The 25,146-nt window shown below is 71.6% G+C and carries 25 protein-coding genes; 14 read left to right on the top strand and 11 right to left on the bottom strand.

The window, feature by feature from the left end:
* Positions 1 to 5 precede the first annotated feature (5 nt).
* From OIE75_RS30690 to OIE75_RS30675, 4 genes are read left to right on the top strand one after another with little or no spacing between them, the layout of a single operon-like run.
* Complete coding sequence (locus tag OIE75_RS30690) at positions 6 to 2,417, top strand: sensor histidine kinase (RefSeq protein WP_329472872.1); 2,412 nt, start codon at positions 6 to 8, stop codon at positions 2,415 to 2,417.
* Positions 2,414 to 2,833: a roadblock/LC7 domain-containing protein gene (locus OIE75_RS30685; protein ID WP_122618299.1), complete on the top strand. Its 420-nt coding sequence runs from the start codon at positions 2,414 to 2,416 to the stop codon at positions 2,831 to 2,833. Before OIE75_RS30690 ends, OIE75_RS30685 begins: the two co-directional genes overlap by 4 nt.
* 1 nt (position 2,834) lies before the next feature.
* On the top strand, positions 2,835 to 3,194 hold the full coding sequence (locus OIE75_RS30680) for a DUF742 domain-containing protein (protein WP_307015720.1): 360 nt from the start codon (positions 2,835 to 2,837) through the stop codon (positions 3,192 to 3,194).
* Positions 3,181 to 3,792: a GTP-binding protein gene (locus OIE75_RS30675; RefSeq protein ID WP_307015719.1), complete on the top strand. Its 612-nt coding sequence runs from the start codon at positions 3,181 to 3,183 to the stop codon at positions 3,790 to 3,792. Before OIE75_RS30680 ends, OIE75_RS30675 begins: the two co-directional genes overlap by 14 nt.
* A 21-nt stretch (positions 3,793 to 3,813) precedes the next feature.
* Here OIE75_RS30675 and OIE75_RS30670 read toward each other — a convergent pair whose 3' ends face one another.
* The 4 genes from OIE75_RS30670 to OIE75_RS30655 form a co-directional block, all read right to left on the bottom strand.
* Positions 3,814 to 4,776: an ABC transporter substrate-binding protein gene (locus OIE75_RS30670; protein WP_329472871.1), complete on the bottom strand. Its 963-nt coding sequence runs from the start codon at positions 4,774 to 4,776 to the stop codon at positions 3,814 to 3,816.
* Between the two features lie 84 nt (positions 4,777 to 4,860).
* The gene (locus tag OIE75_RS30665; RefSeq protein WP_307015716.1) at positions 4,861 to 5,526 is read right to left on the bottom strand and encodes an ABC transporter permease; all 666 of its coding nucleotides are present in this window, start codon (positions 5,524 to 5,526) and stop codon (positions 4,861 to 4,863) included.
* Entirely contained in the window at positions 5,523 to 6,233 is a 711-nt protein-coding gene (locus tag OIE75_RS30660) for an ABC transporter permease (protein WP_307015715.1), read from the bottom strand. The genes OIE75_RS30665 and OIE75_RS30660 overlap by 4 nt, the downstream gene beginning before the upstream one ends.
* Positions 6,230 to 7,396, bottom strand: a complete 1,167-nt coding sequence (locus OIE75_RS30655) for an ABC transporter ATP-binding protein (protein ID WP_307015714.1) — start codon at positions 7,394 to 7,396, stop codon at positions 6,230 to 6,232. The genes OIE75_RS30660 and OIE75_RS30655 overlap by 4 nt, the downstream gene beginning before the upstream one ends.
* Before the next feature lie 250 nt (positions 7,397 to 7,646).
* Here OIE75_RS30655 and OIE75_RS30650 point away from each other — a divergent pair, with 250 nt between their 5' ends.
* Positions 7,647 to 9,371, top strand: a complete 1,725-nt coding sequence (locus OIE75_RS30650; RefSeq protein ID WP_329472870.1) for an MOSC and FAD-binding oxidoreductase domain-containing protein — start codon at positions 7,647 to 7,649, stop codon at positions 9,369 to 9,371.
* 27 nt (positions 9,372 to 9,398) lie between these two features.
* Here OIE75_RS30650 and secY read toward each other — a convergent pair whose 3' ends face one another.
* A complete protein-coding gene (gene secY, locus OIE75_RS30645) occupies positions 9,399 to 10,706 on the bottom strand; it encodes a preprotein translocase subunit SecY (protein WP_307015712.1) in 1,308 nt (435 codons plus the stop codon).
* A gap of 134 nt (positions 10,707 to 10,840) precedes the next feature.
* The gene (locus tag OIE75_RS30640; protein ID WP_329472869.1) at positions 10,841 to 11,383 is read right to left on the bottom strand and encodes a GPP34 family phosphoprotein; all 543 of its coding nucleotides are present in this window, start codon (positions 11,381 to 11,383) and stop codon (positions 10,841 to 10,843) included.
* A 206-nt stretch (positions 11,384 to 11,589) separates the two neighbouring features.
* Between OIE75_RS30640 and OIE75_RS30635 the strand changes: the two genes are divergently transcribed.
* Positions 11,590 to 12,327: an SDR family oxidoreductase gene (locus OIE75_RS30635; RefSeq protein WP_329474083.1), complete on the top strand. Its 738-nt coding sequence runs from the start codon at positions 11,590 to 11,592 to the stop codon at positions 12,325 to 12,327.
* A 353-nt stretch (positions 12,328 to 12,680) separates the two neighbouring features.
* Here the strand turns inward: OIE75_RS30635 and OIE75_RS30630 are convergent, their stop codons facing one another.
* Positions 12,681 to 13,376 carry a type 1 glutamine amidotransferase domain-containing protein gene (locus OIE75_RS30630; protein WP_307015708.1) on the bottom strand — a complete coding sequence of 232 codons (696 nt, stop codon included), beginning with the start codon at positions 13,374 to 13,376 and terminating at the stop codon, positions 12,681 to 12,683.
* Positions 13,377 to 13,557: 181 nt separating this feature from the next.
* Here OIE75_RS30630 and OIE75_RS30625 point away from each other — a divergent pair, with 181 nt between their 5' ends.
* The 3 genes from OIE75_RS30625 to OIE75_RS30615 all read left to right on the top strand — a co-directional run bounded on the left by OIE75_RS30625 (position 13,558) and on the right by OIE75_RS30615 (position 16,593).
* Positions 13,558 to 14,388, top strand: coding sequence for a class I SAM-dependent methyltransferase (locus OIE75_RS30625; protein WP_307015707.1), 831 nt, complete (start codon positions 13,558 to 13,560; stop codon positions 14,386 to 14,388).
* A gap of 67 nt (positions 14,389 to 14,455) precedes the next feature.
* Positions 14,456 to 15,145, top strand: coding sequence for a response regulator transcription factor (locus OIE75_RS30620; protein ID WP_307015706.1), 690 nt, complete (start codon positions 14,456 to 14,458; stop codon positions 15,143 to 15,145).
* Entirely contained in the window at positions 15,142 to 16,593 is a 1,452-nt protein-coding gene (locus OIE75_RS30615) for a sensor histidine kinase (RefSeq protein ID WP_307015705.1), read from the top strand. Before OIE75_RS30620 ends, OIE75_RS30615 begins: the two co-directional genes overlap by 4 nt.
* Before the next feature lies 1 nt (position 16,594).
* Here OIE75_RS30615 and msrB read toward each other — a convergent pair whose 3' ends face one another.
* From msrB to OIE75_RS30595, 4 genes are all read right to left on the bottom strand, one after another.
* Entirely contained in the window at positions 16,595 to 17,002 is a 408-nt protein-coding gene (gene msrB / locus OIE75_RS30610; protein WP_064730354.1) for a peptide-methionine (R)-S-oxide reductase MsrB, read from the bottom strand.
* Between the two features lie 14 nt (positions 17,003 to 17,016).
* Positions 17,017 to 18,414 carry a UDP-N-acetylmuramate--L-alanine ligase gene (murC, locus tag OIE75_RS30605; RefSeq protein ID WP_329472868.1) on the bottom strand — a complete coding sequence of 466 codons (1,398 nt, stop codon included), beginning with the start codon at positions 18,412 to 18,414 and terminating at the stop codon, positions 17,017 to 17,019.
* Between the two features lie 73 nt (positions 18,415 to 18,487).
* A complete protein-coding gene (locus OIE75_RS30600; RefSeq protein WP_307015702.1) occupies positions 18,488 to 18,961 on the bottom strand; it encodes an indole-3-glycerol phosphate synthase in 474 nt (157 codons plus the stop codon).
* 214 nt (positions 18,962 to 19,175) lie between these two features.
* Positions 19,176 to 19,973: a pyrimidine reductase family protein gene (locus tag OIE75_RS30595; RefSeq protein WP_307015701.1), complete on the bottom strand. Its 798-nt coding sequence runs from the start codon at positions 19,971 to 19,973 to the stop codon at positions 19,176 to 19,178.
* Positions 19,974 to 20,386: 413 nt separating this feature from the next.
* Here OIE75_RS30595 and zapE point away from each other — a divergent pair, with 413 nt between their 5' ends.
* The 5 genes from zapE (at position 20,387) to OIE75_RS30570 (ending at position 25,114) form a co-directional block, all read left to right on the top strand.
* Complete coding sequence (gene zapE / locus OIE75_RS30590; protein WP_307015700.1) at positions 20,387 to 21,508, top strand: cell division protein ZapE; 1,122 nt, start codon at positions 20,387 to 20,389, stop codon at positions 21,506 to 21,508.
* 197 nt (positions 21,509 to 21,705) lie between these two features.
* Positions 21,706 to 22,089 carry a hypothetical protein gene (locus tag OIE75_RS30585; RefSeq protein ID WP_307015699.1) on the top strand — a complete coding sequence of 128 codons (384 nt, stop codon included), beginning with the start codon at positions 21,706 to 21,708 and terminating at the stop codon, positions 22,087 to 22,089.
* 81 nt (positions 22,090 to 22,170) lie between these two features.
* Positions 22,171 to 22,752 carry a carbonic anhydrase gene (locus OIE75_RS30580; protein WP_307015697.1) on the top strand — a complete coding sequence of 194 codons (582 nt, stop codon included), beginning with the start codon at positions 22,171 to 22,173 and terminating at the stop codon, positions 22,750 to 22,752.
* 8 nt (positions 22,753 to 22,760) lie between these two features.
* Positions 22,761 to 24,242, top strand: coding sequence for a SulP family inorganic anion transporter (locus OIE75_RS30575; protein ID WP_329472867.1), 1,482 nt, complete (start codon positions 22,761 to 22,763; stop codon positions 24,240 to 24,242).
* Between the two features lie 95 nt (positions 24,243 to 24,337).
* Positions 24,338 to 25,114 (top strand): slipin family protein, encoded by a 777-nt coding sequence (locus OIE75_RS30570; RefSeq protein ID WP_307015694.1) that lies wholly within the window; start codon positions 24,338 to 24,340, stop codon positions 25,112 to 25,114.
* Positions 25,115 to 25,146: the final 32 nt, after the last annotated feature.

Here is a 25,146-nt window from a genome sequence, read left to right as displayed (position 1 = left end):
CGACGATGCCCGCACGGAAGGGAGCCCGGCGCCGCCTCGGCTCCATACGTCTCTCCCTGATCCTCCTGGCCCTGGTGCCCGGCGTCACGCTGGCCGCCGTGTGGGGGGTGACGACGATCCAGATGTTCTCGGAGGGTCTGCGGCTGCGCTCGCAGACGGAACTGAGCCGCGACACCGGGGCCATGGGCACCGAGGCGACGCTCGCCCTGCAGAAGGAGCGCAGCCTGTCGGCCGCCTGGCTGGCCGCGCCCGAGGGCGATCGGGCGGAACTGGAGGCGCAGCGCAGGAAGACGGACGAGGAGGTCGCCCAGCTGGTCGGCCAGTCCGACGCGATCGAGGACGCGCCCTCCCGGGTCGCGGACCGGCTGTACTCGGTGCTCGGCTCGGTGGGCAGCCTGGAGTACTACCGCAACCAGGTCGACGACCCGAGCGACATCACCCCCGAGCAGGCGCTCGACCAGTACACCTCGATCATCGACGAGCAGGTCCACGCCTTCCAGGAACTGTCCCAGGTCGACGACGGCGACCTCACCTCGCAGGCCGGGCCGCTGGTCGCCCTGGAGCACGCGGCCGAACTGACCTCCCAGGAGGACGCCCGGCTCACCCTGGCCTGGCCGTCCGACCGGATGGACGAGCAGCAGTGGGCGCACTTCGCGCAACTGGTGCACACCCGGCGCTGGCTGGTCCAGGACCAGATCGTCCCCTCCCTGAGCGGCAGCGCGAAGACGGAGACCGAGCGGATCCTCGCCAGCCCCGAGTGGCAGACCCTCCAGCAGGTCGAGGACAGGGTGCTCGCGGCCCGCGCGTCGGAGGGTGCGGACCGGATCGACCTGCCGGAGCTGCGGGAGCAGTGGACCGCGGCGTTCGCGAAGGTCTCCGACGCGTACGGGAAACTGATCCGGCAGCAGACGGGCGGGCTCCTCGACCGCAGCGCCGACGAGGCGCGCCAGCTGCTGATCACGGCCGCCTCCCTCAGCGCCGGCGGGCTGGTCGCCCTGCTCCTGTGCGTCGGCATGTCCTGGCGCATCACGCGCTCGCTGTCGAGGCGGCTGCGCGGGCTGCGGCTGGCCACGCTGAGCCTGGCCGAGGAGCGGCTGCCGGACGTGGTGGCGCGGCTGGAGCGGGGCGAGAAGGTCGACGTGGAGTCGGCGACCCCGCCGCTGGACTACGGCCGGGACGAACTCGGCCAGGTCGCCCAGGCGTTCAACACGGCGCAGCGCACCGCCGTGCACACCGCCGTCGAACTGGCCGACACCCGGCGCGGCTTCCAGAAGGTCATCCTGGGCATCGCCCGGCAGAGCCAGAACCTGGTCAACATGCAGCTCGGCAAGCTGGACGCCCTGGAACGCGAGCACACCGACCCCGAGATCCTGAAGGGTCTGTACGAACTGGACTCGACGGCGAGCCAGTTGCGCCGCTACGAGGAGAACCTCGTCATCATCAGCGGCGAGCAGCCCAGGCGCACCTGGCGCGAGCCCGTCTCGCTGGTCGACATCCTGCGCAGCGCCGTGGGTGAGGTGGCCGAGTACCAGCGCGTGGAGCTGCACACCGACGAGGAGGTGGCGCTCGCGCCGCCCGCGGTCGCCGACGTGATCCACCTGCTGGCCGAGCTGATCGACAACGCGACGGCCTACTCCCCCGCGCCCAACCCGGTCGGGGTGCGCGCGGCGCTGGTGGCCAAGGGGCTTGCGGTCGAGATCGAGGACCGCGGGCTCGGGCTGTCCGAGGAGGACTACGCGGCGTTCAACGAGCAGTTGGCGGTGGCCCCGCAGTTCGACGTGGTGGCGCTCGCCGACGACCTGCGGCTCGGCATGTTCGTCGTGGCCCGCCTCGCGCACCGGCACGGCATCACCGTGACCCTGCGTTCCTCGCCGTACGGCGGGACCACGGCGATCGTGCTGATCCCGCACGAGATCGTGGTGCGGGAGCCCGTCGACGAGGCGCCCGCGGCACCCGCGCCGGCGCCGGCGGACGGGCCGGGTTCCGAGGGCTCCACGTCCGGTGGGCCCGTCGACCCCGCCGGGCCCACGGTACGGCCGCGGCCGGTGCCCGCGAGCCGGGCCGAACCCGCCTCGCCCGCCGCCCCGGCCGCCGCCTCCGCCCCTGTCTCCGCCGCCGAGCCGAACGGCCTGGCGCCGCTGCCCCGCAGGGTTCCGCAGACCAGCCTCGCCGCCGAGCTGCGGGACGAGGACACCGTCGGCGGCCGGGACGACACACCCGACGACTACGCCGACTTCACGGCCGAACGCGCCGCGTCGTCCCTCGGCGGGTTCCAGCGCGGCACGCTGCGGGCCCAGGCCGACGCCGCCCCCGACGACACCGACGACACCGACGACACCGACGGGCAGGTGTTGTCCTCCTCCGCCCCCTCCACTCCCACCGCCGACCGCCGACCGCCGACGAAGGACACCCGATGACCCGACCCTCCCCCGCCACGCACAGCGAGCTGGACCAGTTGCTCACCGGACTCGTGGAGCGGGTCGCCGACGTGAACCAGGCGGTGGTGCTCTCCGAGGACGGGCTCGTCGTCAGCAAGTCCACCGGGTTCCTGCGGGACGACGCCGAGCGGCTGGCGGCGACCGCGTCGGGCCTGATGAGCCTCAGCAAGGGCGTCAGCATGGACTTCCGCGGCGGCCCGGTGCGTCAGGCGCTCATCGAGATGGCCAACAGCTACCTGATCCTCAGCTCCGCGGGTCCCGGCGCCCACCTGGTCGTGCTCACCGGGCCGAACGCGGACGTCGGTGTGGTGGCGTACCAGATGAACATGCTGGTGAAGAAGATCGGCGAGCACCTGAGCGCGGCACCGCGGGCCACCGTCGGCCCCGGCGAGTGACGTGACCGGAGGCGACGCGGGCGGCCGGCTCGTGCGGCCGTTCACCCTGACCGGCGGCCGGACCCGGCCCAGCCGCGCCGACTTCACCCTCATCACGACGGTGACCGCGGTCGACCCCCAGCCGACCCGCGGCGCGCGGCCGCAGCCCGAGCACCTGCGGATCCTGCGGCTGTGCGCCGAGCCGGTGGCCGTGGCGGAGGTCGCGGCCCGCCTCGACCTGCCGGTGAGCGTGGTGGTCATCCTCCTCTCCGACCTGCTGGAGGCCGGCCGGATCACCGCCCGGCCGCCGCACCTCGTCTCCCGCGCCAACCCGGACCTTGACCTGCTGCAGAAAGTGAGGGACGGCCTTGGCCGGCTCTGACCGCGCCGCTGAGGCGCCCACGGCATCGGCACGCGCGACCGCGCCCGACGCCGTCAAGATCCTGATCGCCGGCGGTTTCGGCGTCGGCAAGACCACCATGGTGGGCTCGGTCAGCGAGATCGCCCCGCTGCGCACCGAGGAACCGCTGACCGCCGCGGGACTCGACGTCGACGACCTGGCCGGCATCGAGGAGAAGCGGGCCACCACCGTGGCCCTGGACTTCGGGCGGATCACCATCGGCCGGGAACTGGTGCTGTACCTCTTCGGCACGCCCGGTCAGCAGCGGTTCTGGTTCATGTGGAACGACCTGGCGATCGGCGCGCTCGGGGCGGTGGTGCTGGTCGACGTCCGCAGGCCCGAGTCGAGCTTCGCCGCCATCGACTTCTTCGAGCGGCGGGGCATCCCGTTCGTGGTCGGCGTCAACGGCTTCCACGGGCGGCACCCGTACCCGGCGGCGGAGATCCGCGAGGCCCTCGCGCTGCCGGAGCACGTGCAGGTGCTGCTGTGCGACGCGCGGGAGCGGACCTCCAGCCGGGACGTCCTCATCGCCCTGATCGACCAGTTGATCGACGCCGCGACCGGGGCCGCGGCGTCGTAGCCGGTCGTCTGCGGGCGTCCGTCAGACGAGACCCGCGGACCTGAGCCACTCCTTGGCCACGTCCAGCGGGTCCTTCTTGTCCAGCTGGACCTGGGCGTCCAGGTCCAGGAGGGTCTTGGTGTCCAGCTTGGCGGAGACCGCGTTGAGCGTGGCCACGCCCTCCTTGGACAGTCCGTCCTTGGTGACCAGCGGGGTCACGTTCGCGTACCCGAAGAGGTTCTCCGGGTCCTTCAGGACGACGAACTTCTCCTTGACGATGGTCGGGTCGGTGGTGAAGACGTCCGCCGCCTGCACGGTGTTCTTCGTCAGCGCGGACTGGGTCAGCGGGCCGCCCGCGTCAAGCGCCTTGAAGGACTTGAACTTCAGCCCGTACACCGACTCCAGGCCCTTCAGGCCCTGCTGCCGGGTCTGGAACTCGGGCGAGCCGCCGATCGTCAGGTCCGGGGCGGCGTCCTTGAGGTCGGCGAGGGTCGACTCGGCGGTGAGTCCGTACTTCTTCGCGGTCTCGGCGTTGACGCTCACCGAGTCCTTGTTCTCGGCCGGCGAGGACTCCAGCACGGTCAGCTTCTTGTCGAGCTTGGCCTTCACGGCCTCGTTGACCGCGTCGGCGGACTGCTGCCCGGCCTCGGGGTCGAGGTAGGCCAGCAGCGAGCCGTTGTACTCGGGCAGCACCGTGACCGAGCCGTTCTTCATCAGGCCGTACGTCGTCTCCCTGCTGCCTATGTTGTGCTTGTAGGTGACCTTGAGGCCCTTGGCCTTCAGCGCCTCGCCGTAGATGTCGGCGAGCAGGGTGCTCTCGGCGAAGTTGTTCGAGCCGACGACGACGGTGCCGGCCTTCGCCTTCTCGCCGGCCAGCGGATTGTCGGACGTGTCGTCGGAGTCGGAGGAACAGCCCGCGAGCAGCGCCGCCGCGGCGGTGAGCGCGACGGCCGCCGCGCCGGAGTGCCTCGTCCTGGACCAGCTGCTCTTCCTGGTAGAAGTCATCCATCGATCCAAACGAGCCACATGTCGGTCAGTCAAGAACGGCCTGGTTACGGTTTCTTTTACGGGGGTCACAGCCGTCGCCTCTCAGCGCCGCCGCACGCCCGGCGACACCGCCAGCCGTCCCGCCGCCCAGAACGCCGCGAGCGTGACCAGCGCCAGGAGGGCGACCAGGGTGGCGCCGCCGACCACCTTCTCGTAGTCGCGCTGGTAGAGGCCGTCGATGATGTACCGGCCGATCCCGCCGAGGGAGACGTACGCCGCGATGGTCGCCGTCGACACGACCTGGATGGCGGCGGAGCGCAGTCCGCTGAGGACGAGCGGCAGCGCGACGGGCAGTTCCACCCGGAACAGGATGCTCGACTCGTGCATGCCCATGCCGCGCGCGGCGTCCACGGGTGAAGGGTCGACGGAGCGGACCGCCTCGTAGGTGGTCACCAGGATCGGCGGGATCGCGAGGATGACGAGCGGGACCATCACGGGCAGCAGGCCGATGCCGACCACGACGGCGATCAGCACCAGCAGACCGAAGCTGGGCAGCGCGCGGGCGGCGGTGGCGACGAACGCGACGGCGTTGCCGCCGCGCCCGGTGTGCCCGGTCAGCAGCCCGACGGGCAGGCCGATCGCGGTGGCGAGGCCGAGGGCCATCAGCGTGTACTGGACGTGTTCCAGCAGGCGCTGCGGGATGCCGTCGTAGCCGTGCCAGTGGGCGCTGTCGCTGAAGAAGGCGTTGACGAAGTTGAGTACGTTCACCGGGCCGACGCCTCCCTCGGCTCGGGCAGTTCCCGCCGGGCGGCGGACTCCTTGGGGCGCCGGCCCTTGCCGCGCGGCATCCACGGGGTCAGCAGGTTCCGGATCAGGACGAGCACGGCGTCGCACAGAACGGCCAGTACGGCGGTGGTCAGGACGGAGTTGACCGCAAGTTCCGGCCGGCCGTACTTCTGGGCGTCCGCGAGCAGGTTGCCGAGGGCGCCCTGGTTGCCGATCAGGGCACCGACGCTGACCAGCGAGATGCTCGCCGACACGGCGACGCGGAGCCCGGCGAGGATGGCGGGCACGGCGATCGGCAACTGCACCTGGAGATAACGCCGTGCCGGACCGAAGCCCATAGCGGTCGACGCGGCCAGGGTCTCCTCGGGCACCGACCGCACGCCGTCCACGATCGCCGGGACCAGCACGACCAGGCTGTACACGGCCAGCGGGATCATCACCGTCAGCTCGGTCTGGCCGGTGTAGTCGATGAGGACGACGAAGACGGCCAGCGACGGGACGGCGTAGAAGACGGTGGTCACGCCGAGCACCGGCGGGTACAGCCAGCGGAAGCGCACGCACAGCTGGGCGACGGGCAGCGCGGCCAGCAGTCCGGCCAGCACCGGCAGCAGCGCCTCGCGCAGGTGCAGGCCGATCAGGCCGAAGTAGGTGTTGTCGAGGTCGCTCGGGATGTCGAAGAAGCCGTTCACGGCGCGACCTTCGTGACATCGGCGGCCCCGGCGCCGGACGCCCCGGCGTCGGACGCCCGGGTGGTGGCCGTGCCGTCGTGGGCGGCGCGGATGGCCTCGGCGATGGTCTGCTGGGAGACGACCCCGATCACCCGGCCGTCGGCGTCCACGGCGACCGCCCAGCCGGTGGGCGAGAGGACGGCGCAGTCGAGGGCGGCGCGCAGCGAGTCCGTGCCGGGCGTGAACGGCCGCCCGTGGGACAGCAGCCGCTCGGGGGCGACGTCGCCGGCGGTCAGGTCCTCCGGCCGGGCCCAGCCCAGCGGCCTGTCGTCCGCGTCGGTCACCAGGAGGTAGGGCGCGTCGGCCGCGGCGGGCGGCGCCTCGGTGGCGCCGGTGCGCACGACCGGGTCGCGGGTCGGCTCCAGGTCCGCGGACGGGAAGAAGGAGAGCCGCCGGATGCCGCGGTCGGCGCCGAGGAAGTCCTCGACGAACTCGTCCGCGGGGTCGGACAGCAGCTCGGCGGGCGGCGCGAACTGCGCGAGCCGGCCGCCGGTGCGCATCACCGCGACCATGGTGCCCAGCTTGATGGCCTCGTCGATGTCGTGCGTGACGAAGACGATGGTCTTGCCCAGTTCGTCCTGGATGCGCAGGAGTTCGTCCTGGAGCCCCTTGCGGACCACGGGGTCGACGGCGGAGAACGGCTCGTCCATGAGCAGCACCGGCGGGTCGGCGGCGAGCGCCCGGGCCACGCCGACGCGCTGCTGCTGGCCGCCGGAGAGCTGGTACGGGTAGCGCTTGCCCAGGGAGGCGTCCAGCCCCACGCGTTCCATCAGCTCGGCCGCGCGTTCCCGGGACTTCTGCTTGCCCCAGCCGATCATGCGGGGCACGGTCGCGATGTTGTCGAGGATCGTCCGGTGCTGGAAGAGCCCGGCGTTCTGGATGACGTAGCCCATCGAGCGGCGCAGCGTGGTGACCGGCTGCCGGCCGAGGTCCTCACCGTCGAGAAGGATGGTGCCCTCGGTGGGCTCGACCATCCTGTTGATCATCCGCAGGGTCGTCGTCTTGCCGCAGCCCGAGGGTCCGACGAGGACGGTTATCGCGCGGTCGGGTATCTCCAGCGACAGGTGGTCGACCGCCACGGTGCCGTCCGGGTACCGCTTGGTGACTGAGTCCATGCGTATCAAAACGCCGAATGCCCTTCGGGTCTGGCAGAAGCTGCCCGCTCCGGCCGCGGTCGGTGGGGCCGTCGCCGGTCGAGTGTAGACGGCGGATCTGCCGGGCCCGTTGGTCCGGGGCGACTCCTTCCCCCTGGCCGGGCGTTCACACCGGGTCGTCGGGTACGACGCACGCGGGCGGGTACGCGGCCGGGCATCACGTCGGCCGGAGTACGACACTGGAGGGAAGACGTCCCCGGCGTCCGATGGGAGCAACGTGGTGTCTTCCCTGCTGTCGGTGAACGTGGGAATGCCGCGGAACGTGGCCTGGCACGGCGACACGGTCCACACCGGCGTGTGGAAGAGGCCCCGGTCCGGCCCGGTGACGGCCCGCCGCCTCAATCTCGACGGCGACGGGCAGGGCGACCGGGCGGGACACGGGGGTGAACAGCGCGCGGTCCTCGTGTACCAGGTGCAGTCCTACCGGTACTGGGAGCAGGCCCTCCACCGTGACGACTTCGGCTACGGCCGGTTCGGCGAGAACCTCACCGTCGACGGTCTGCCCGACGACCGGGTCTGCATCGGTGATCGCTACGCCATCGGGGAGGCCGAGTTCGAGGTCACCCAGCCCAGGGTCACCTGCTACCGCGTCGGAATGCGGCTCGCGGAGCCGCGGATGCCGGCTCTGCTGGTCAGCCACCGCCGGCCCGGCTTCTACATGCGGGTGATCCGGGAGGGCCGCATCCGGGCCGGGGACCCGATCGTCAGGACGCGCACCGGATGGGGGTCACTGAGCGTCACTGACGCCGATGCCCTGCTGTACCTGCCCGACCACGACGTCGGCACGCTGCGAGTCGCCCTGTCCATCCCCGCCCTCAGCCCCGGCTGGCGCGGCTCGTTCCGTGACCTGCTGGCCGCCGCCGAAGATCCCGACGCGGCCTTGAGTCCGAGGTGGTCGGGGTTCCGGGAGCTTCTGGTGGACCAGGTGGTCCCCGAGAACGCCTCTGTCACCTCCCTCTATCTCAGCTCGCCCGACGGGTCGCCTCTCCCAGAAGCCCGGGCCGGGCAGTACGTCACGCTGCGCCTTCCCTCGCTCGCCGAGCCGGCCCCGGTGCGCAGCTACTCACTGTCCTCGACCTCGGCCGACGGCCGGTACCGCATCAGCGTCAAACACGACCCCCGAGGCTCGGTGAGCGGCTACCTGACCACGCGCACGCACCGTGGTGCCCGCCTCGACGTGGCGGCTCCCCGAGGCGAGTTCGTGCTCGACCGCGGCAGTGAGCCGATCGTCCTCGTCTCGGCCGGAATCGGTCTGACACCGGTGCTGGCCATGCTCCACGAGCTCGCCGCCCATGACCGCGAGCGTGAGGTCTGGTGGATCCACGGCGCCCGCCGGCCCGAGGAGCACCCGCTCGCCGCGGAGGCCCACGACCTGCTCACCGGTCTTCCGAACGGGCATGAGCACGTCTACTACAGCTCCGCCGCACCCGGGGACCACCGACTCGGCCACGCCGTACGGGGACGGCTCACGAGGGAGGCGCTCACGGCCCTCTCCCTTCCCGCCGACGCCAGCGCCTACGTCTGCGGGCCCGAGGGCTTCATGGACGACATGCGGCAGGCACTCCACGCGGCCGGGATCGATCCGGCCCGGACGCACACCGAGGCCTTCTCGGCCCTGCCGGCCCTCCGCCCCGGTATCGCCCCGCAGGTGGTCGCGGCGCCGCACCAGCCCGCCGGCGAGCCCGGAACGGGCCCACAGGTCACCTTCGCCCGCAGCGGCCTCGCCACCCGGTACCCCGCGGGCCGGCGGAGCCTTCTCGAGCTGGCCGAGGCCTGCGACGTCCCGGTCCGCTGGTCCTGCCGCACCGGGGTGTGCCACACCTGCGTCACCGCACTCCTGTCCGGGACGGTCGGCTACGACCCGGCCCCGCTGGAGTACCCCGCGACCGGCGAGGTGCTGATCTGCTGCGCCCGGCCGGACGGCGATGTCGTCCTGGACATGTGAGAGAGGGCGGATCGTGTCGCCGGCCGCTCAGCGCAGGAATCCCTCGTAGCGGTGCTGCTCGATCTGGCTGCTGATCTGTTTGACGGTCTCCAGCCCGACACTCACGATGATGAGGATGCTCGTCCCCGTGAGCTGGTTCGCGCTGCCGAAACTGCCGAGGGCCACGGTCGGAACGAGGGCGATCAGACCGAGATAGAGCGATCCCGGCCAGGTGAGGCGGTTGAGGACGTAACCCAGGTACTGCGCGGTGGCCTTCCCGGCACGGATCCCCGGAATGAACCCTCCGGCCTGCTTGATGTTCCCCGCGATCTCGTCCGGGTTGAAAGTGATGGATACGTAGAAGAAGGCGAAGAAGACGATCAGAAGGAAGTAGATCGCCACATAGTAGGGATGATTCCCTCTGCTCAGGTTGTTCGTGATCCAGGTCGACCACCCGGAATCGGATCCGGCGAACTGCGCGATCAGCGCGGGAATGTAGAGCAGCGAGGAGGCGAAGATGACGGGGACCACGCCGGCCTGGTTGACCTTCAGCGGGATGTAGGTGGCGGTCCCCCCGTACGACTTACGGCCGATCATGCGCTTGGCGTACTGCACCGGGATGCGGCGCTGCGCCTGCTCCACGAAGACGACCAGGCCCACCATCACGAACCCCACCAGCAGGACGATGCCGAAAGCGAGCCAGCCTCCGGCAAGGGTGCTCTCCTGCTTCACGGCCCAGAGGGCGCCGGGGAGGGTCGAGGCGATGGAGAGGAAGATCAGCATCGACATGCCGTTGCCGACACCCCGTTCGGTGATGAGTTCACCGAGCCACATGACGCATGCCGTGCCGGCGGTGATGGTCACGACCATGACGGCGGTGACGAAGACGGAGTCGTCCGGAACGATCCGGGACGCGTCCGGGCAACTGGGAAACAGGGCGCCGTTACGGGCGGTCGCCACGAGACCGGTCCCCTGGAGAACGGCGAGAGCCACCGTGAGGTAGCGAGTGTACTGAGTGATTTTGGCCTGGCCGGAGGCGCCTTCCTTCTTCAACGCCTCCAGCCTCGGAATCACCGCCGTGAGCAGCTGGAGAATGATGCTGGCCGTGATGTAGGGAAGGATCCCGAGAGCGAACACCGTGATCTGCAGGAGCGCACCGCCACTGAACAGATTGACCAGCCCGAGGATTCCGTTCGACTGGGAGACGGAATCCACGCAACTCTGGACCCTCTGGTAGTCCACTCCTGGAATCGGCACGTGGGAGCCGAGACGGAACAGGATGATGATGCCCAGAGTAAATGCCAGCTTTTTGCGGAGGTCGGGGGTCTTGAAAACGCTTGCGAACGCGTTCAGCACGATGGTTCCTCTTGTGAGCCCGAGGTGCCGGTCCGCGGCTCCTTGAGGTCATGCTGCACGAACCGGGCGCGACCGGCCCGTCCTGGTGATCCCATCCGGTGGCGTCGGTAGGCCGTCCGGGTTCGGCGGCGGGGTCAGAAACCGCGCAGGATGCCTTCGAAGGGGCCTCGCTCGATCGACCTGCGCTGCCTTTCGGCGGCCAGTTGCGTGACGGCCTGGTGCACCTCACCCAGGATGGCGACCTGATCGTGATCGAGGTCCGCGGAAGCGTCGTCGGGGGGCGTCGGACGCATCCCGGCCGCTGCCGCGAGGTGGGCAAGGACGGGGTCGTTCCAGTCCCGCACGGCTTCGGCCGCGTGACGGTGGAGGTGACTGGCATCCTCCACAGCGACTCGGTAGCGTCCGGCCAGGCCGCTGCCCCGGCGCCACAGCCATCCCACGACCGTCTCGTAGGGGGCGTCCCGGACAAGCTCCGACGCGGCCTCGATCAGCATCGGGGAGCCGGTTCCCACCCGCGCGGCGGGCAGGAGACGGTCGCCGTGGAGAAGAACGGCCTGCGCCTCCGTGAGATCGATGAGTTCGGCGGCCGCCAGCGCGAGTGACAGGTCGCCCTCCTCGATGCGCGGCTCGCCGCCGAGTGCGACGGCGAGAGCCGACAATCTCTGGGCTGTTGCCATGTACGACTCCGTAATTCGGCCGTCTCGTCACATCTCGCTTCAAGGATAGGCATGGGGGCAGCCTCGGCAATTCATCCGCCGCCCTCATCATCGGTTCCCACGTCCGTGGCCGCGACGAGTACCAAAACAAAACGCGTCGAATGGTGGGTATTTCTTCGGCCCGGTATTCTCGTCCACGGTTCCGGCTGCCTGATCGGAGGTCTGCGATGACCCATGAGCAGAAGGACGGCGGGCTTGCCGGGCAAGTCGTCGTGGTGATCGGTGGCAGCTCGGGTATGGGCTTCGAGACCGCTCGCCGCGTGCGCGCCGAGGGCGGCCAGGTGTTCATGACGGGGCGGAACGCGGAGCGGCTGGAAAGAGCGGCGGCACAGATCCAGCCGCTGGGTACGGCCACGTTCGACGCCACGGACCCCGACGGAGTCCGGACGTTCTTCCGGAATCTGCCGCACCCCGTCGATCACGTCATCTCCACGGCCGGCGGGCCGTCGTATCTGCCGCTGGCCGAGATGGAAATCGGCGAGACCAGCCGTCACTTCGGTGACCGCCTGGCCATGACCCTGGCTATCGCGAAGTACGCTCAGGACAAGGTCCGAGCCGGGGGAACGCTGCTCTTCATCGGCGGCACCGGAGGCAGGCGGCCCGGCGTCGGGCGGACGGTGATCGCGGCGCTCACCGCGGCGCTCCCCGCCCTCACCGCCAATCTGGCCCTCGAACTGGCCCCCGTGCGCGTGAACCTCATCGCGGCCGGCTTCGTCGACACACCGCTCTCGGCATCCCTGCTGGGCGATCGCCTCGAGGCGAGGCGGGAGGAACTGAGGTCGACCCTGCCGATCCGCCGCGTGGTCGGGCCGGAGGACGTCGCCGGTCTGGCCCTCCACATCATGCGCAACGAGGCGCTGACCGGGGCCACGTACGACATCGACGGCGGTCAGCAGCTGCTCTGAACCCACGCGCCGCGCAGGGTCATCCGGTCGGACCGGGAACGTTCGGGTGCGGCTGCAAGGACGTGAGCCGGGATGATGACGAGCCTCCCTTGCCCACCGTCGTCAGAGTGTCCCCGAGCCGGAAGAGCATCGTCCCACCCAGCACGTGGAAGACCTCGTGGGACAGCTGGTGTTGGGGGGCGGAGCGCCGTCCGCCCCGGTCACGAGCGTGAGACGACTGGCGCTCACCGCTCCGCCGTCGGCAAGCAACTCGAACGCCCCGTCGGTCAGTTGTGCGCCGACCGCTTCGCCGGACTGCACGACCAGGGCGGTGTTCGTGGATTCCATGGTCATCCTGCGCAGCGGGCGACGGCTCAGGCGAGGATCTTCAGCATTCGCTCGGCCAGCACCTCGGCGGAGGCCGGGTTCTGCCCGGTGACCAGATTCCTGTCCTCGACCATGTACGGCTCCCAGACGGGCCCCCGGCTGTACTGGACACCGACCTTGTCCTTCAGGTCCGTCTCCAGGAGCCAGGTCGCCCGGGGAGCCAGGCCCACGCCCTCTTCCTCGTCGTTGGTGAAACCCGTGACCTTGTACCCCTCGAACGGCGACACTCCGTGGATCCGTGTCGCCAGCATCGCGGCGGGCGCATGGCACACGATGAACAACGGCTCGCCCGAACCGAGTTGTGCCGTCAGGAGCCGACCGGCGTCGGCGTCGAAGGCGAGATCCGACATCGGGCCGTGCCCACCCGGCAGGTACACCGCGTCGTAGTCCTCCAGGCGGACGTCCGAGAGCTTCAGCGGGCGACGCATCACTTCGGCGTCCCGGATGATGGACTCCAGGTCCAGGGCACCTTGCTCCCCGCCCGCCATCGACGGACGGAGGCTCATCATGTCGACGTTCGGAGTCGTGCCGCCCGGAGTCGCCACCACGACGGCGTGACCGGCATCCGTCAGAGCCTTGTAGGGCTTGGCGAACTCCTCCGCCCAATAGCCCGTCGCATATCGTGTGCCGTCCTTCAGCACCCAGTACGTCGCACCACTGACCATGAACAGGACTGTTGCCATCGCTCTGCGCCTCCACTCGGGCCATCGAGGCGATCAGGCACCGTTCCAGTCTAGAAGCGGGCCCGCTGGGACGCATCCGGCTCACACCGCCCCTCGCAGGTCGTGCTCGCCGGGCGAGTCGGCCGCCGCGTCCCTATCCTCGAAGAAGGGCAGCCATCGGTACCGCGTGGAGGCGGGTCACATGACCGGGACGGCACAGGCGCGTGAGGCCGACCGCGCGCTCAAGGCGAAGCATCGCTCGATGTGGGCCCTCGGCGACTATCCGGCGGTGGCGCGGGACGTCGTGGCCGGTCTGGGCCCCGCCCTCGTGGCGGCCTGTGGGATCAAGGACGGCGACCGCGTGCTGGACGTGGCCGCCGGATCGGGGAACGCCTCGATCCCGGCCGCCTTGGCCGGCGGGGACGTGGTGGCCTCCGACCTCACTCCCGAACTGCTGGACGTGGGCCGGAACGAGGCGGAAGCGCGCGGCGCGGCAGTGAGCTGGCAGGAGGCGGATGCCGAGGATCTGCCGTTCGAGGACGGGTCCTTCGACACCGTGATGTCCTGCGTGGGCGTCATGTTCGCTCCCCATCACCAGGCCGCCGCCGACGAGTTGGTGCGGGTGTGTCGGCCGGGTGGCACGATCGGGCTCCTGAACTGGACCCCCGAGGGGTTCGTCGGGCAGATGTTCGCGACCATGAAACCGTTCGCGCCGCCGCCTCCTCCCGGTGCCCAGCCTCCGCCGTTGTGGGGTCGGGAGGAGCACGTGCGGATGCTGCTCGGTGACCGTGTCACGGGCGTCGAAGCGCGGCGGCGGTCGCTTCGCGTGGACACGTTCGGCGAGCCGGAGGACTTCCGCGCGTTCTTCAAGTCCGCGTACGGGCCGACGATCAGCGTCTACCGGAACCTGGCCGACGACCCCGAACGCACCGCCGCCCTGGACGCGGCTCTCGTGGACCTGGCGCGCGGTGCGCTCGAGGACGGTGTCCTCGAGTGGGAGTATCTGCTGCTCACCGCCCGCCGCAGCGCCTGACGCCCCTGCGGCAGTCCGGCCGGTCGGCCCCTAGGGGTTCGGGCGGCAGGTGGCGCAGTATGTGCGGGTGGACAAAGTGCGACTCCTCGTCGTGGACGACGACCCGCCCATCGCCGATCTCGTGGCCACGGTCGCCCGCTACGAGGGGTGGGAGGCGGTCACCGCGAACACCGGCGAGCAGGCGCTGCGGCTGGCCGCCGGGTTCCGTCCGGACATCGTGGTGCTCGACCTGATGCTGCCGGACGTCGACGGCTTCGGCGTCCTGGACCGGCTGCGCCACTCGGGCACGATGGTGCCGGTGGTGTTCCTGACGGCGCGGGACGGGGTGGCCGACCGGGTGGCGGGGCTGACCCGGGGCGGTGACGACTACCTGGTCAAGCCGTTCGCGGTGGAGGAGCTGATGGCCCGGCTGCGGACGGTCCTGCGGCGCAGCACCGGGCCGGCGTCCCCGCGGTCGGTGCTGCGGGTGGCGGACCTGGAGGTGGACGAGGACACGCGCGAGGTCCGGCGCGGCGGGCGGCGGCTGTCGCTGACGCCGACGGAGTTCGAGGTGCTGCGCTACCTGATGCGCAGGTCGCCGTCCGTGATGACGAAGGCGCAGATCCTCGACCACGTCTGGGAGTACGGGTTCGGCGGCCGGTCCAACGTCGTCGAGCTGGTCGTCAGCCGGCTGCGGCGCAAGCTCGACGACACGGGTGAGCCGCTGATCCAGACGGTGCGGGGCTTCGGGTACGCGGTCCGGGAGACGGCCCGGTGATCCGGCGGTGGTGGCGCGCCTACCGGGGGCTGCGGCTCGGGACCCGGCTGGCGCTGGGCCTCGGGGTGCTGTCGCTGGTGGTGTTCGCGGTGGTCGGCACGGTGCTGACCGCGTACATGCGCGACTACCTGGAGCGGCAGCTCGCCGACCAGATGAAGCTGGTGCAGGTCGTGCAGTCCAAGGACGCGGCGACGCACGGCACGGTGCAACGCAAGCCGTACTACGGCTGGTACACGGCCGTGTACGACGTCTCCGGCACCTCGGTCGACCTGCGCACGCCCGCCGAGGTGCCGGCCGACAGCCGGGCCCTGACCGACCTGGCGCGGACGATGGCACGCTCGGAGGAGGACATCACCCGCACGGTGCGGCTCGGCGGGCACGGCCCCTACCTGCTGCGCGCCTGCGAGGTGGAGCCCGGGGTGGTGCTGGTCAGCGCGGCGCCCATGGGAGACGTCGAGGACACCGTCGACCAGCTGATCACGGTGCAGGTCGTCGCCTTCGGGCTGGCGCTGCTCGCCCTGGTGGTGTTCGGACGGCGGATGCTGCGGCGCGGCCTGAAGCCGCTGAGCGACATGGCGAGCACGGCGCACGGCATCGCCTCGCACGACCTCACCGAGTCGGCGGCCCGGCTCCCGCTGCGGGCCGACGGGCGCGACGGCGGGCAGGAGGTGGCGGAGCTGCGGACCGCGTTCAACACGATGCTGGAGCACATCGACGCGTCGCTGGCGGTGCGGGCGGAGGCGGAGCGGCGGCTGCGCCGGTTCGTCGCCGACGCCTCGCACGAGCTGCGCACGCCGCTGATGTCGGTGCGGGGCTACGCCGACCTCTTCCAGTACGCGGCGGCCAACGAGCCCGCGGAACGGGAGCGGCACCTGGCCCGGCTGCGGGCCGAGGCCGCCCGGATGGGGGTGCTCCTCGACGATCTGCTGCTGCTCGCCCGGCTGGACGCCGACGAGGTGGAGGCGCCGCTGCGCCGGGAGGACGCGGATCTGACGGAGCTGGTGCGGCAGGCCGCGGACGCCTTCCGCGCCGGGCACCCGGACCGTCCGCTGACGGTGCGGACGGGTGCGGCGGTGGTGAAGCTGCGGCTCGACCCGCAGCGGATCCGGCAGGTTCTCGACAACCTGCTCACCAACGCGGCCGTGCACACGCCGCCGGGCACCGCGGTCTCGGTCACCGTCTCCGGCGGGGCGGACGCGGTCCGGGTGTCGGTGGCCGACGCGGGGCCGGGCATCCCGGCGGCGGACCGGGAACGGATCTTCGACCGCTTCTACCGCGTCGACAAGGCCCGCAGCCGCGACCGGGGCGGCAGCGGCCTGGGCCTGTCCGTCGCCGCCTCGCTGGTGCGCGCGCACGGCGGCACGGTCGAGGTGGACGGCGAGCCGGGCGCGACGGTGTTCACCGTGACGCTCCCGGCCGCCGCCCGTGACGCGTCCGCCGCCCGGTGACTCAGTCCTCCGCGGGCGTCAGCCGCAGCGAGATGCTGTTGATGCAGTACCGCTGGTCGGTCGGGGTCGGGTAGCCCTCGCCCTGGAAGACGTGCCCGAGGTGCGAGCCGCAGCGGGCGCAGCGCACCTCGGTGCGGACCATCCCGTGCGAGCGGTCCTCGATCAGCTCGACCGCGTCGGTGTCCTTCGGGTCGAAGAAGGACGGCCAGCCGCAGTGCGACTCGAACTTGGTCGTGGAGGTGAACAGGTCCGCGCCGCAGGCCCGGCAGGAGTAGACGCCCTCGGTCTTGGTGTCGGTGTACTCACCGGTGAAGGCCGGTTCGGTGCCGGCCTGGCGCAGCACGGCGTACTCGGCCGGGGCCAGCTCCGCGCGCCACTGCTCGTCCGGCTTCTCGACGTCGTACGACATGAGTCCTCAGCCCCTTAGTTTCCGGTGCTCGACAGCTGGTCCAGGATGCGCGGTCCGAGGTCGGTGACGTCGCCCGCGCCCATGGTGAGAACGAGATCGCCGGCCTTCGCCATTCCCGCGACCACCGCGGGCGCCCCGGCCTTGTCGTGGACCGGGGTGACGTCGGCGCCGGCGGCCCGGGCCGCCTCGATGATCAGGTCGCTGGTGATGCCCGGGATCGGGTCCTCGCGGGCCGGGTAGATGTCCAGGACGACCGAGGCGTCCGCCAGGGACAGGGCCTGGCCCATCTCCTTGCCCAGTTCCTGGGTGCGGGAGAAGAGGTGCGGCTGGAAGAGGACCAGGATGCGGGCGTCGCCGACCGCGGCGCGCATGGCCTCCAGGTCGGCGGTCATCTCGGTGGGGTGGTGCGCGTAGGAGTCGACGACCTGGACGCCGGCCGCCTCGCCCTTGAGCTGGAGGCGCCGCTTGACGCCCGTGTAGGCGGCCAGGGCGGGGGCCAGCTCGGCGGCGGGGACGCCGAGGGCGGCGCCCGCGGCGAGGGCGGCGACGGCGTTGTGGGCGTAGTGGCGGCCGGGGACGGAGACCGCGAAGGTCAGCTCCGTGCCGTCCAGCACCACCGTGACCTCGCTCTTCAGGCCCTGCGGGACGACCGACAGGATGCGCACGTCGGCGTCCTCGGACTCCCCGTAGGTCACGGTCCGCACCTTGCCGGCCAGGCGCCGCGTCAGCTCTCGGGCGCCCTGCTGGTCGGCCGCGATCACCAGGGTGCCGCCGGGGACGATCCGGTCGGCGAAGGTCTCGAAGGACTCGTAGATCTCGTCCATCGAGGCGTAGTTGGCGTGGTGGTCCAGCTCGACGTTGAGGACGATGGCGACCTCGGGGGCGTACTTGTGGAAGCTGCGGTCGCTTTCGTCCGCCTCGGCCACGAAGATCTCGCCGTCGCCGTGCAGGGCGTTGGAGCCGGGCGTGTCCAGGTCGCCGCCGATGGCGTACGAGGGGTTGAGGCCCAGCTCGGACAGGCTGACCGCGAGCATCGAGGTGGTGGTGGTCTTGCCGTGGGTGCCGGCCACCGCGATCGGGCGCAGGCCGTTCATCAGGGCGGCGAGGGCGTCGGAGCGGTGCACGACCGGGACGCCCAGCTCGGCGGCGCGGGCCAGCTCCGGGTTGTCCTGGCGGATCGCGGACGACACGACGACGCAGCTGGCGTCGTCGGCGAGGTGCTCCGCCGCGTGCCCGATGTGCACGGTGGCGCCCAGGGCGCGCAGCGCCTCGGCGGTCTCGGACTCCTTGGCGTCGCTGCCCGCCACCTGGGCGCCGCGCTGGGCGAGGATCCTGGCGATGCCCGACATTCCGGCGCCGCCGATGCCGATGAAGTGCGGTCGGTCCATGGCGGTGGGAAGGCCGGGTGCCATGCGCTGTTCTCCCAGGGGTGCGGCGGGTGGTCTGCTGGTTGGCGCGCCCCCTGGGCGGGGGCGCGGCACCAGCCTATGCCTTGCTGTGGGAGAACAGTTTCAGGACCGGCACGCCGACCTTGTGCCGGGCCCGGGAGGCCCAGTCGCGGTGGAAGAACTCCTCCACGTAGTGCGGGTCCGTCAGGACGATCACCTCGTCGGCGCCGATCTCCAGGACCAGGGACCTCAGCTCTTCCAGCGGGTGGTCCTCGATCAGCCGGCCCTCGGCCTCGGCGCCGGACGCGCGCAGGGCGGTGAGGGAGACCGCCAGTGCCCGCCGGCCGACGCTCTGCGCGTCGTCGCCCTCGGGCGTCTCACCCTCCCGGACGGCGTCGTCCAGCTCGCCGAGCGCGACGTCGTCGATCGCTCTCAACAGCCTGTCGGCCTGATCGCCGCGCGGCTGGAGCAGCACGTGGAAGGCGACCGTCTCCTCGCCGTGCAAGGTGGTGACGAACTCCACGTCGGCGGACGTCAGGGCCTTCTCGATCATCAAAACGCTTGTGAACACCAGGCGCCCCTTCTCCTTCGAGGGCCCGTGGGCCCACCCTCCGTAGGCCGTACCGGACCCTGCGGAAACCATCCTGCCCCGTGATCGCTCGGGTACTGCCGGATTCAGTGTGCCCGGCGCGGACCAAACGGAACGGACGGTTCCGTCGATTCCCGGAGGTGCGGTACGGCCGAACCCGTATCCGGTGGCCGTCGTCTGCCCGGGACGGTATGTCCTAGTCCCGCCGGTAGCGGCTGAAGAGGAAACCTTCCTCCTCCAGGAGGGACGCCAGCGCGAACCGCCGCGGCACCCCGACGGGGGGCCCGCCCGCGATCCGCTGGGCGTCCCCGGCGGTGAGCATCGGGGACACGGTCAGGCACAGCTCGTCCAGCACACCGGCCGCGACGAACTGGCCCAGCAGCCGCGGGCCGCCCTCGGTCAGCAGCCGGGTGTGTCCGAGCCCGGCCAGCGCGCCGACGGCCCGGACGGGATCCACACCGGCACCGTCCCCGGCGATCACGACCCGGGCGCCCGCCTTCTCGGCGGCCGTGATCCGGTCCCGGGGCGCGGCTGCCCCGGTCAGGATCAGGGTGGGCACCAGCGGGGCGGTGAACAGCGGCAGGGTGAGGTCCAGCTCCAGGCTCGCGCTGACCACCGCGACCGCGGGCACGGGGGTCTGCCCGGCCGCCCGCCGCGCCTCCGCGAACTCGGCACGCGCGCGTGCGGGCCGGTACCCCTCCTGCCGTACGGTCTCGGCGCCGGCGACCACCACGTCGGCGAGCGCGCGCAGGGTCCCGAAGACGCGCATGTCGGCCGCGCTGGAGATGGGCTGGGAACGGCCCTCGTGCTGGGCGGCGCCGTCGAGGGTGGACACCATGTTGGCCCGCAGCCACGCCGCACGCCGCCCGTCCGGCACGGGATAGGCGTAGGCCTCCGCCAGCTCGGCCAGGCTCCATTCCCGATCACCCCCGTCGGGGTCCGGGCCCGCCCCGGGGCCGGCTGTCTGATCGATCACAGGGAACAGACGTCGCATGCGATGCAGTCTTCCACGCCCCGGGAACCCGGACCGGCCCCGGAGCCGCCGGTGGGACCCCGTGGCGCCGAGGTCCGCCGCATCGCCGCGGGGGCCCCACGCACCTCCGGACCCACGTGCCGCGGGCAGGCCCCGCGTCCAGGGCCCCGGCCGGGCGCCCGCATCGGCCCCGGAGCCGTCGGCGGCTGCGGCTGCCGCTGTGGCGGGGCCGACAGGATCAAGATCTGCCGCGTTCGGCCGCGCGGCCCACACACCGCGGGCAGGCCCGCGTCCAAGGCACCGGCCGCACACCCGCACCAGCCCCGGGGACGCCGTGGACACCGGGGGCGCCCCGGCCCGGGGCCGCCACCGGCACCGGGGGCGCCGGCCGCTCGACCGGGGCCCCGGGCCCGCAGGGCCTACCATGGACCACCGTGTCGCCCTCCTCCTCCGCCGCCGGCCCCGGGTCCACCCCGATAGCCGGGGCCGATCCCTTGTCCCTGTGTGCTCGTGAGCCGCATGTGCCCGCCGACCACCTGGTCGCCGAGATGGTGCCGCCGCCGCGGTTCGACTCGGTCCGGTTCGGGACCTATGTGCCGGACCCGAACCAGCCCAGCCAGCACGAGGCCGTACGGGTCCTGGAGGAGTTCGCGGGCGGGCTGGGCGAGCCGTCCGGCGCGGGCACCGGGCGGCGCGGGTTCCTCGGGTTCGGGCGGAGCAAGGCGCCGAAGGCCCCGGCCGGCCCCCGCGGCGTCTACCTCGACGGCGGCTACGGGGTCGGCAAGACCCACCTGCTGGCCTCCCTGTGGCACGCCACCCCCGCCGACCCCTCCCGCAAGGCCTTCGGCACCTTCGTCGAGCTGACCAACCTCGTCGGCGCCCTCGGCTTCCAGCAGACCGTGCGGACCCTCTCCGGGCACCGCCTCCTGTGCATCGACGAATTCGAGCTGGACGACCCCGGCGACACCGTCCTCGTCTCCAGCCTGCTCGCCCGGCTCGTCGAGGCCGGTGTGGCACTCGCCGCCACCTCCAACACGCTGCCCGGCAAGCTCGGCGAGGGCCGCTTCGCGGCGGTGGACTTCCTGCGCGAGATCCAGGGCCTGTCCGCCCACTTCCGCACCCTGCGCATCGACGGCGAGGACTACCGCCACCGCGGCCTGCCCGAGGCCCCGGCACCGCACTCCGACGAGCAGGTCACCCGGGCGGCGCGAGCCACCGCGGGCGCCTCGCTCGACGACTTCGGCGCGCTCCTCGACCACCTCGCCCGCGTCCACCCCAGCCGCTACGGCGCCCTGACCGACGACCTCGCGGCGGTGTGCCTCACCGGGGTGCGCCCGGTCCCGGACCAGTCGACGGCGCTGCGCCTCGTGGTGCTCGCGGACCGCCTCTACGACCGCGAGGTGCCCGTCCTGGCGTCCGGACTGCCCTTCGACCAACTCTTCGGCGAGGACATGCTGAAGGGCGGCTACCGCAAGAAGTACTTCCGGGCGATCTCGCGGCTCACCGCGCTGGCCCGGGACGCCGCGCGCCTGGTCGACGGCCCCGACACGCCCTGAGAACGGCCGCTTCGCGCCAACCGACCCGCGATTTTCAGGCTCTCTTCAGCTCGTAACGCTACGTTAACCCTGCAAAGCTCTTTGCAGGGTTAACGTGTTTCTTGACCACGCATTGACCATGCGTTGACCAAGCGATGACCGTGCACCGACCATGCACCGGCACACATCGAAGGCGTGAAATGCCTGGAGGGGGGCGCATGTTCCGAGGCACGACGGCGCGGACGCGGATTCCGTTCCCCGCCGCCGTCCTGATCGTGCTCCTGCTCTTCGCTCCGGCCGCGTCCTTCGCATTCGCGCATACGAGCCGTGACGCCATGGCCAACGCCCACCCCGGAACCACTCTCTCCGGCACGGCGCCGTACGAGGAGCGGGCCGGCTGTCACGACAGCGGCCGCTGCGCGAACGCCCACGACGCCACTCGCGTCCGCGACCGGCACCGCACCACCACCGCGCCCCCGCCCGGTCCGCCCGAGCGCCCGCTCGCGTGGACCGAGGTGGCCGCCTCCGGGCGGCACGCCGACCACCGGTCCAGACCCTCGACGGACCACTCCCCGGCGGCACTTCAGGTCTTCCGCTGCTGAGGGACGGCCGGATCGCCCCCCCCCACCTCTGTCCTGCCCATCCGACGCGCCCCCACTGCGCGCCAGGAGGAATCCCGCATCATGCAACCCCTCATCGACAACGCCCGTACGTTCGGACAGCGCCCTGAGGAGTTCGCCGGGCACGCCGAAGGCCAGTCGCCCGAAGTACTGTTCATCACCTGCTCCGACTCCCGGGTCGTCCCGGCCCTGATCACGGGCGCCCGGCCCGGCCGGCTCTTCGAGCTGCGCACCGCGGGCAACGTCGTCCCGCCGCACGGCACCGGCCACCCCTCCGGCGAGGCCGCCACCATCGAGTACGCCGTGGCGGTGCTCGGCGTCGGCGACATCGTGGTCTGCGGCCACTCGCACTGCGGCGCCGTCGGCGCGCTGGTGCGCGGCGACGACCTGAGCGCCGTACCCGCCGTGCGCGACTGGCTGGCGTACGCCGCCGAGGAGCCGAAGCCCTGCGACCCCGCCGACCCGACCGTCGCCGAGGCCGTGCAGCACCACGTCCTGGCGCAACTGGAGCGGCTGCGCTCCTACCCCTGCGTGGAACAACGCCTGACGGAGGGCCGGCTGCGGCTGCACGGCTGGTACTACGAGGTCCACACCGGGGCCGTACGCCAACACAGCGCGGACACCGACGCGTTCGAGACCCTGTGAGCGCCGGCATGAACCGCATAGCCAAGTTCCCCCACTGGCGGCAGGACGTCACCTCCTCGCTGGTCGTGTTCCTGGTCGCGCTCCCGCTGTGCGTGGGCGTGGCCGTCGCCTCCGGCGTCCCGGCCGAACTCGGCCTCGTCACCGGCATCGTGGGCGGCCTGGTCACCGGACTCCTGCCGGGCAGCAGCCTCCAGGTGTCCGGCCCGGCCGCCGGCCTCACCGTTCTGGTCTTCGGCGCGGTCGACCAGTACGGACTGCCCGCGCTCGGTGTGATCGTGCTGGCCTCCGGCCTCCTCCAGCTCGCGATGGGCGCCCTGAAGCTGGGGCGCTGGTTCCGGGCGATCTCACTGTCGGTGGTCGAGGGCATGCTGGCCGGCATCGGCCTGGTGCTCATCGCCGGACAGCTCTACGCGGCCGCCGGACTGGAGGCGCCCGCCTCCGGCCTGGACAAGCTCACCGGGCTGCCCGGCGCCGCCGCCGACGCGCTGGGCAGCACCGAGGCGCTCACCTCGCTCGCCCTGGGCGCCGGCACCGTCGCGGTCATGGTGCTGTGGAAGCGGCTGCCGAAGCGGGCGCAGACCCTGCCGGGCGCGCTGGCCGCGGTCGTCCTGGCCACGTCGGTCACGGCGGTGTTCGGCCTGTCGGTCGCGACGGTCGAGGTCAACGGCCTGCTGGACTCCATCCAGCCGCCCGGCGCCGGCGCCTTCGGCGAGCTGGCGAACATCGGGCTCCTCGGCACCATCATCGCCTTCACCCTGATCGCCTCGGCGGAGAGCCTGTTCAGCGCCGCCGCGGTGGACCGGCTGCACAAGGGGCCGCGCACCGAGTACAACAAGGAACTGATGGCGCAGGGCGCCGGCAACACGGTGTGCGGTGTGCTCGGCGCGCTGCCGATGACGGCGGTCATCGTGCGCAGCTCCGCCAATGTGAGCGCCGGTGCGAAGACCAAGGCGTCCCGGGTGCTGCACGGCGTGTGGCTGCTGCTGTTCGCCGCGCTGCTGCCGTCCGCGCTGGCCCTGATCCCGCTGCCCGCGCTGGCCGGCATCCTGGTCCACGCGGGCTGGAAGCTGATCCCGTTCCGCGGCATCGTGCCGCTGTGGCGGGAGCACCGGGGCGAGGCGCTGATCCTGGTGGTCACGGCCGTGTCGATCGTCGCGGTGAACATGTTCGAGGGCGTGCTGATCGGTCTGGCCCTGTCCGTGGTCAAGACCGCCTGGGAGGCGTCGCACCTCAAGCTGGAGATCGTCGACAAGGGCGCGGGCCCCGTCCAGGCCCACCTGTCGGGCAACGCGACCTTCCTGCGGCTGCCGAAGATCCTGGAGAGCCTGGAGTCGCTGCCGCAGGACCGCCCGGTCGAGCTGGACCTGTCCGGCCTGCACCACCTGGACCACGCCTGTCGCACGGCCCTGGAGAACTGGGCCGAACGGCACAGCACCGCCGGCACGGACCCGGTGACGGTCACGGAACCGCCGAAGGCGGTCTCGGTGTAGCGGCACACCCCGGTCCGGGGCCATGGCCCCGGACCGGGCGTCGGGAATATCGTGGCAGGAGCAGATGAATCGGACCTCTGAGCGAGGAGGCCGTCATGCTCGAGGAGCTCCTGACCGCGGCCGCGGCCGTGGGAAGCGCCGGGGTGGTGTACGTCGCCTCGGCCGCGCGGGTCGTCAAGCAGTACGAGCGCGGGGTGGTCTTCCGCCTCGGGCGGCTCGCGGGCGAGGTGCGCGGGCCCGGGTTCACGATGGTGGTGCCGGTCGTGGACCGGCTGCACAAGGTGAACATGCAGATCGTCACCCTGCCGGTGCCCGCCCAGGAGGGCATCACCCGCGACAACGTCACGGTGCGGGTGGACGCCGTCGTCTACTTCAAGGTGATCGACGCGGCCAACGCGCTGGTCCGTGTCGAGGACTACCGCTTCGCCGTCTCCCAGATGGCCCAGACCTCCCTGCGCTCGATCATCGGCAAGAGCGAGCTGGACGACCTGCTGTCCAACCGGGAGAAGCTGAACCAGGGCCTGGAGCTGATGATCGACAGCCCGGCCGTGGGGTGGGGCGTGCAGGTGGACCGGGTGGAGATCAAGGACGTGTCCCTGCCCGACACCATGAAGCGCTCGATGGCCCGGCAGGCCGAGGCCGACCGGGAGCGCCGGGCCCGGGTCATCAACGCCGACGCCGAACTGCAGGCCTCGAAGGTCCTCGCGGAGGCGGCTCGGGAGATGTCCGAGACACCCGCGGCGCTGCAACTGCGCCTCTTGCAGACGGTGGTGGCGGTGGCCGCCGAGAAGAACTCGACCCTCGTGCTTCCCTTCCCGGTGGAGCTGCTGCGGTTCCTGGAGAAGGCTCAGGAGCACCCCGTGGAGCAGTGACACGTGCTACGCGCGTGGTTCCCGGGACTCCT

This window comes from Streptomyces sp. NBC_01723, from assembly GCF_036246005.1.
In the GTDB taxonomy this organism is placed as follows: Bacteria; Actinomycetota; Actinomycetes; order Streptomycetales; family Streptomycetaceae; genus Streptomyces.
Note: the sequence above shows the minus strand (reverse complement) of the source record. Positions and strands in the feature narration are given on the sequence as shown.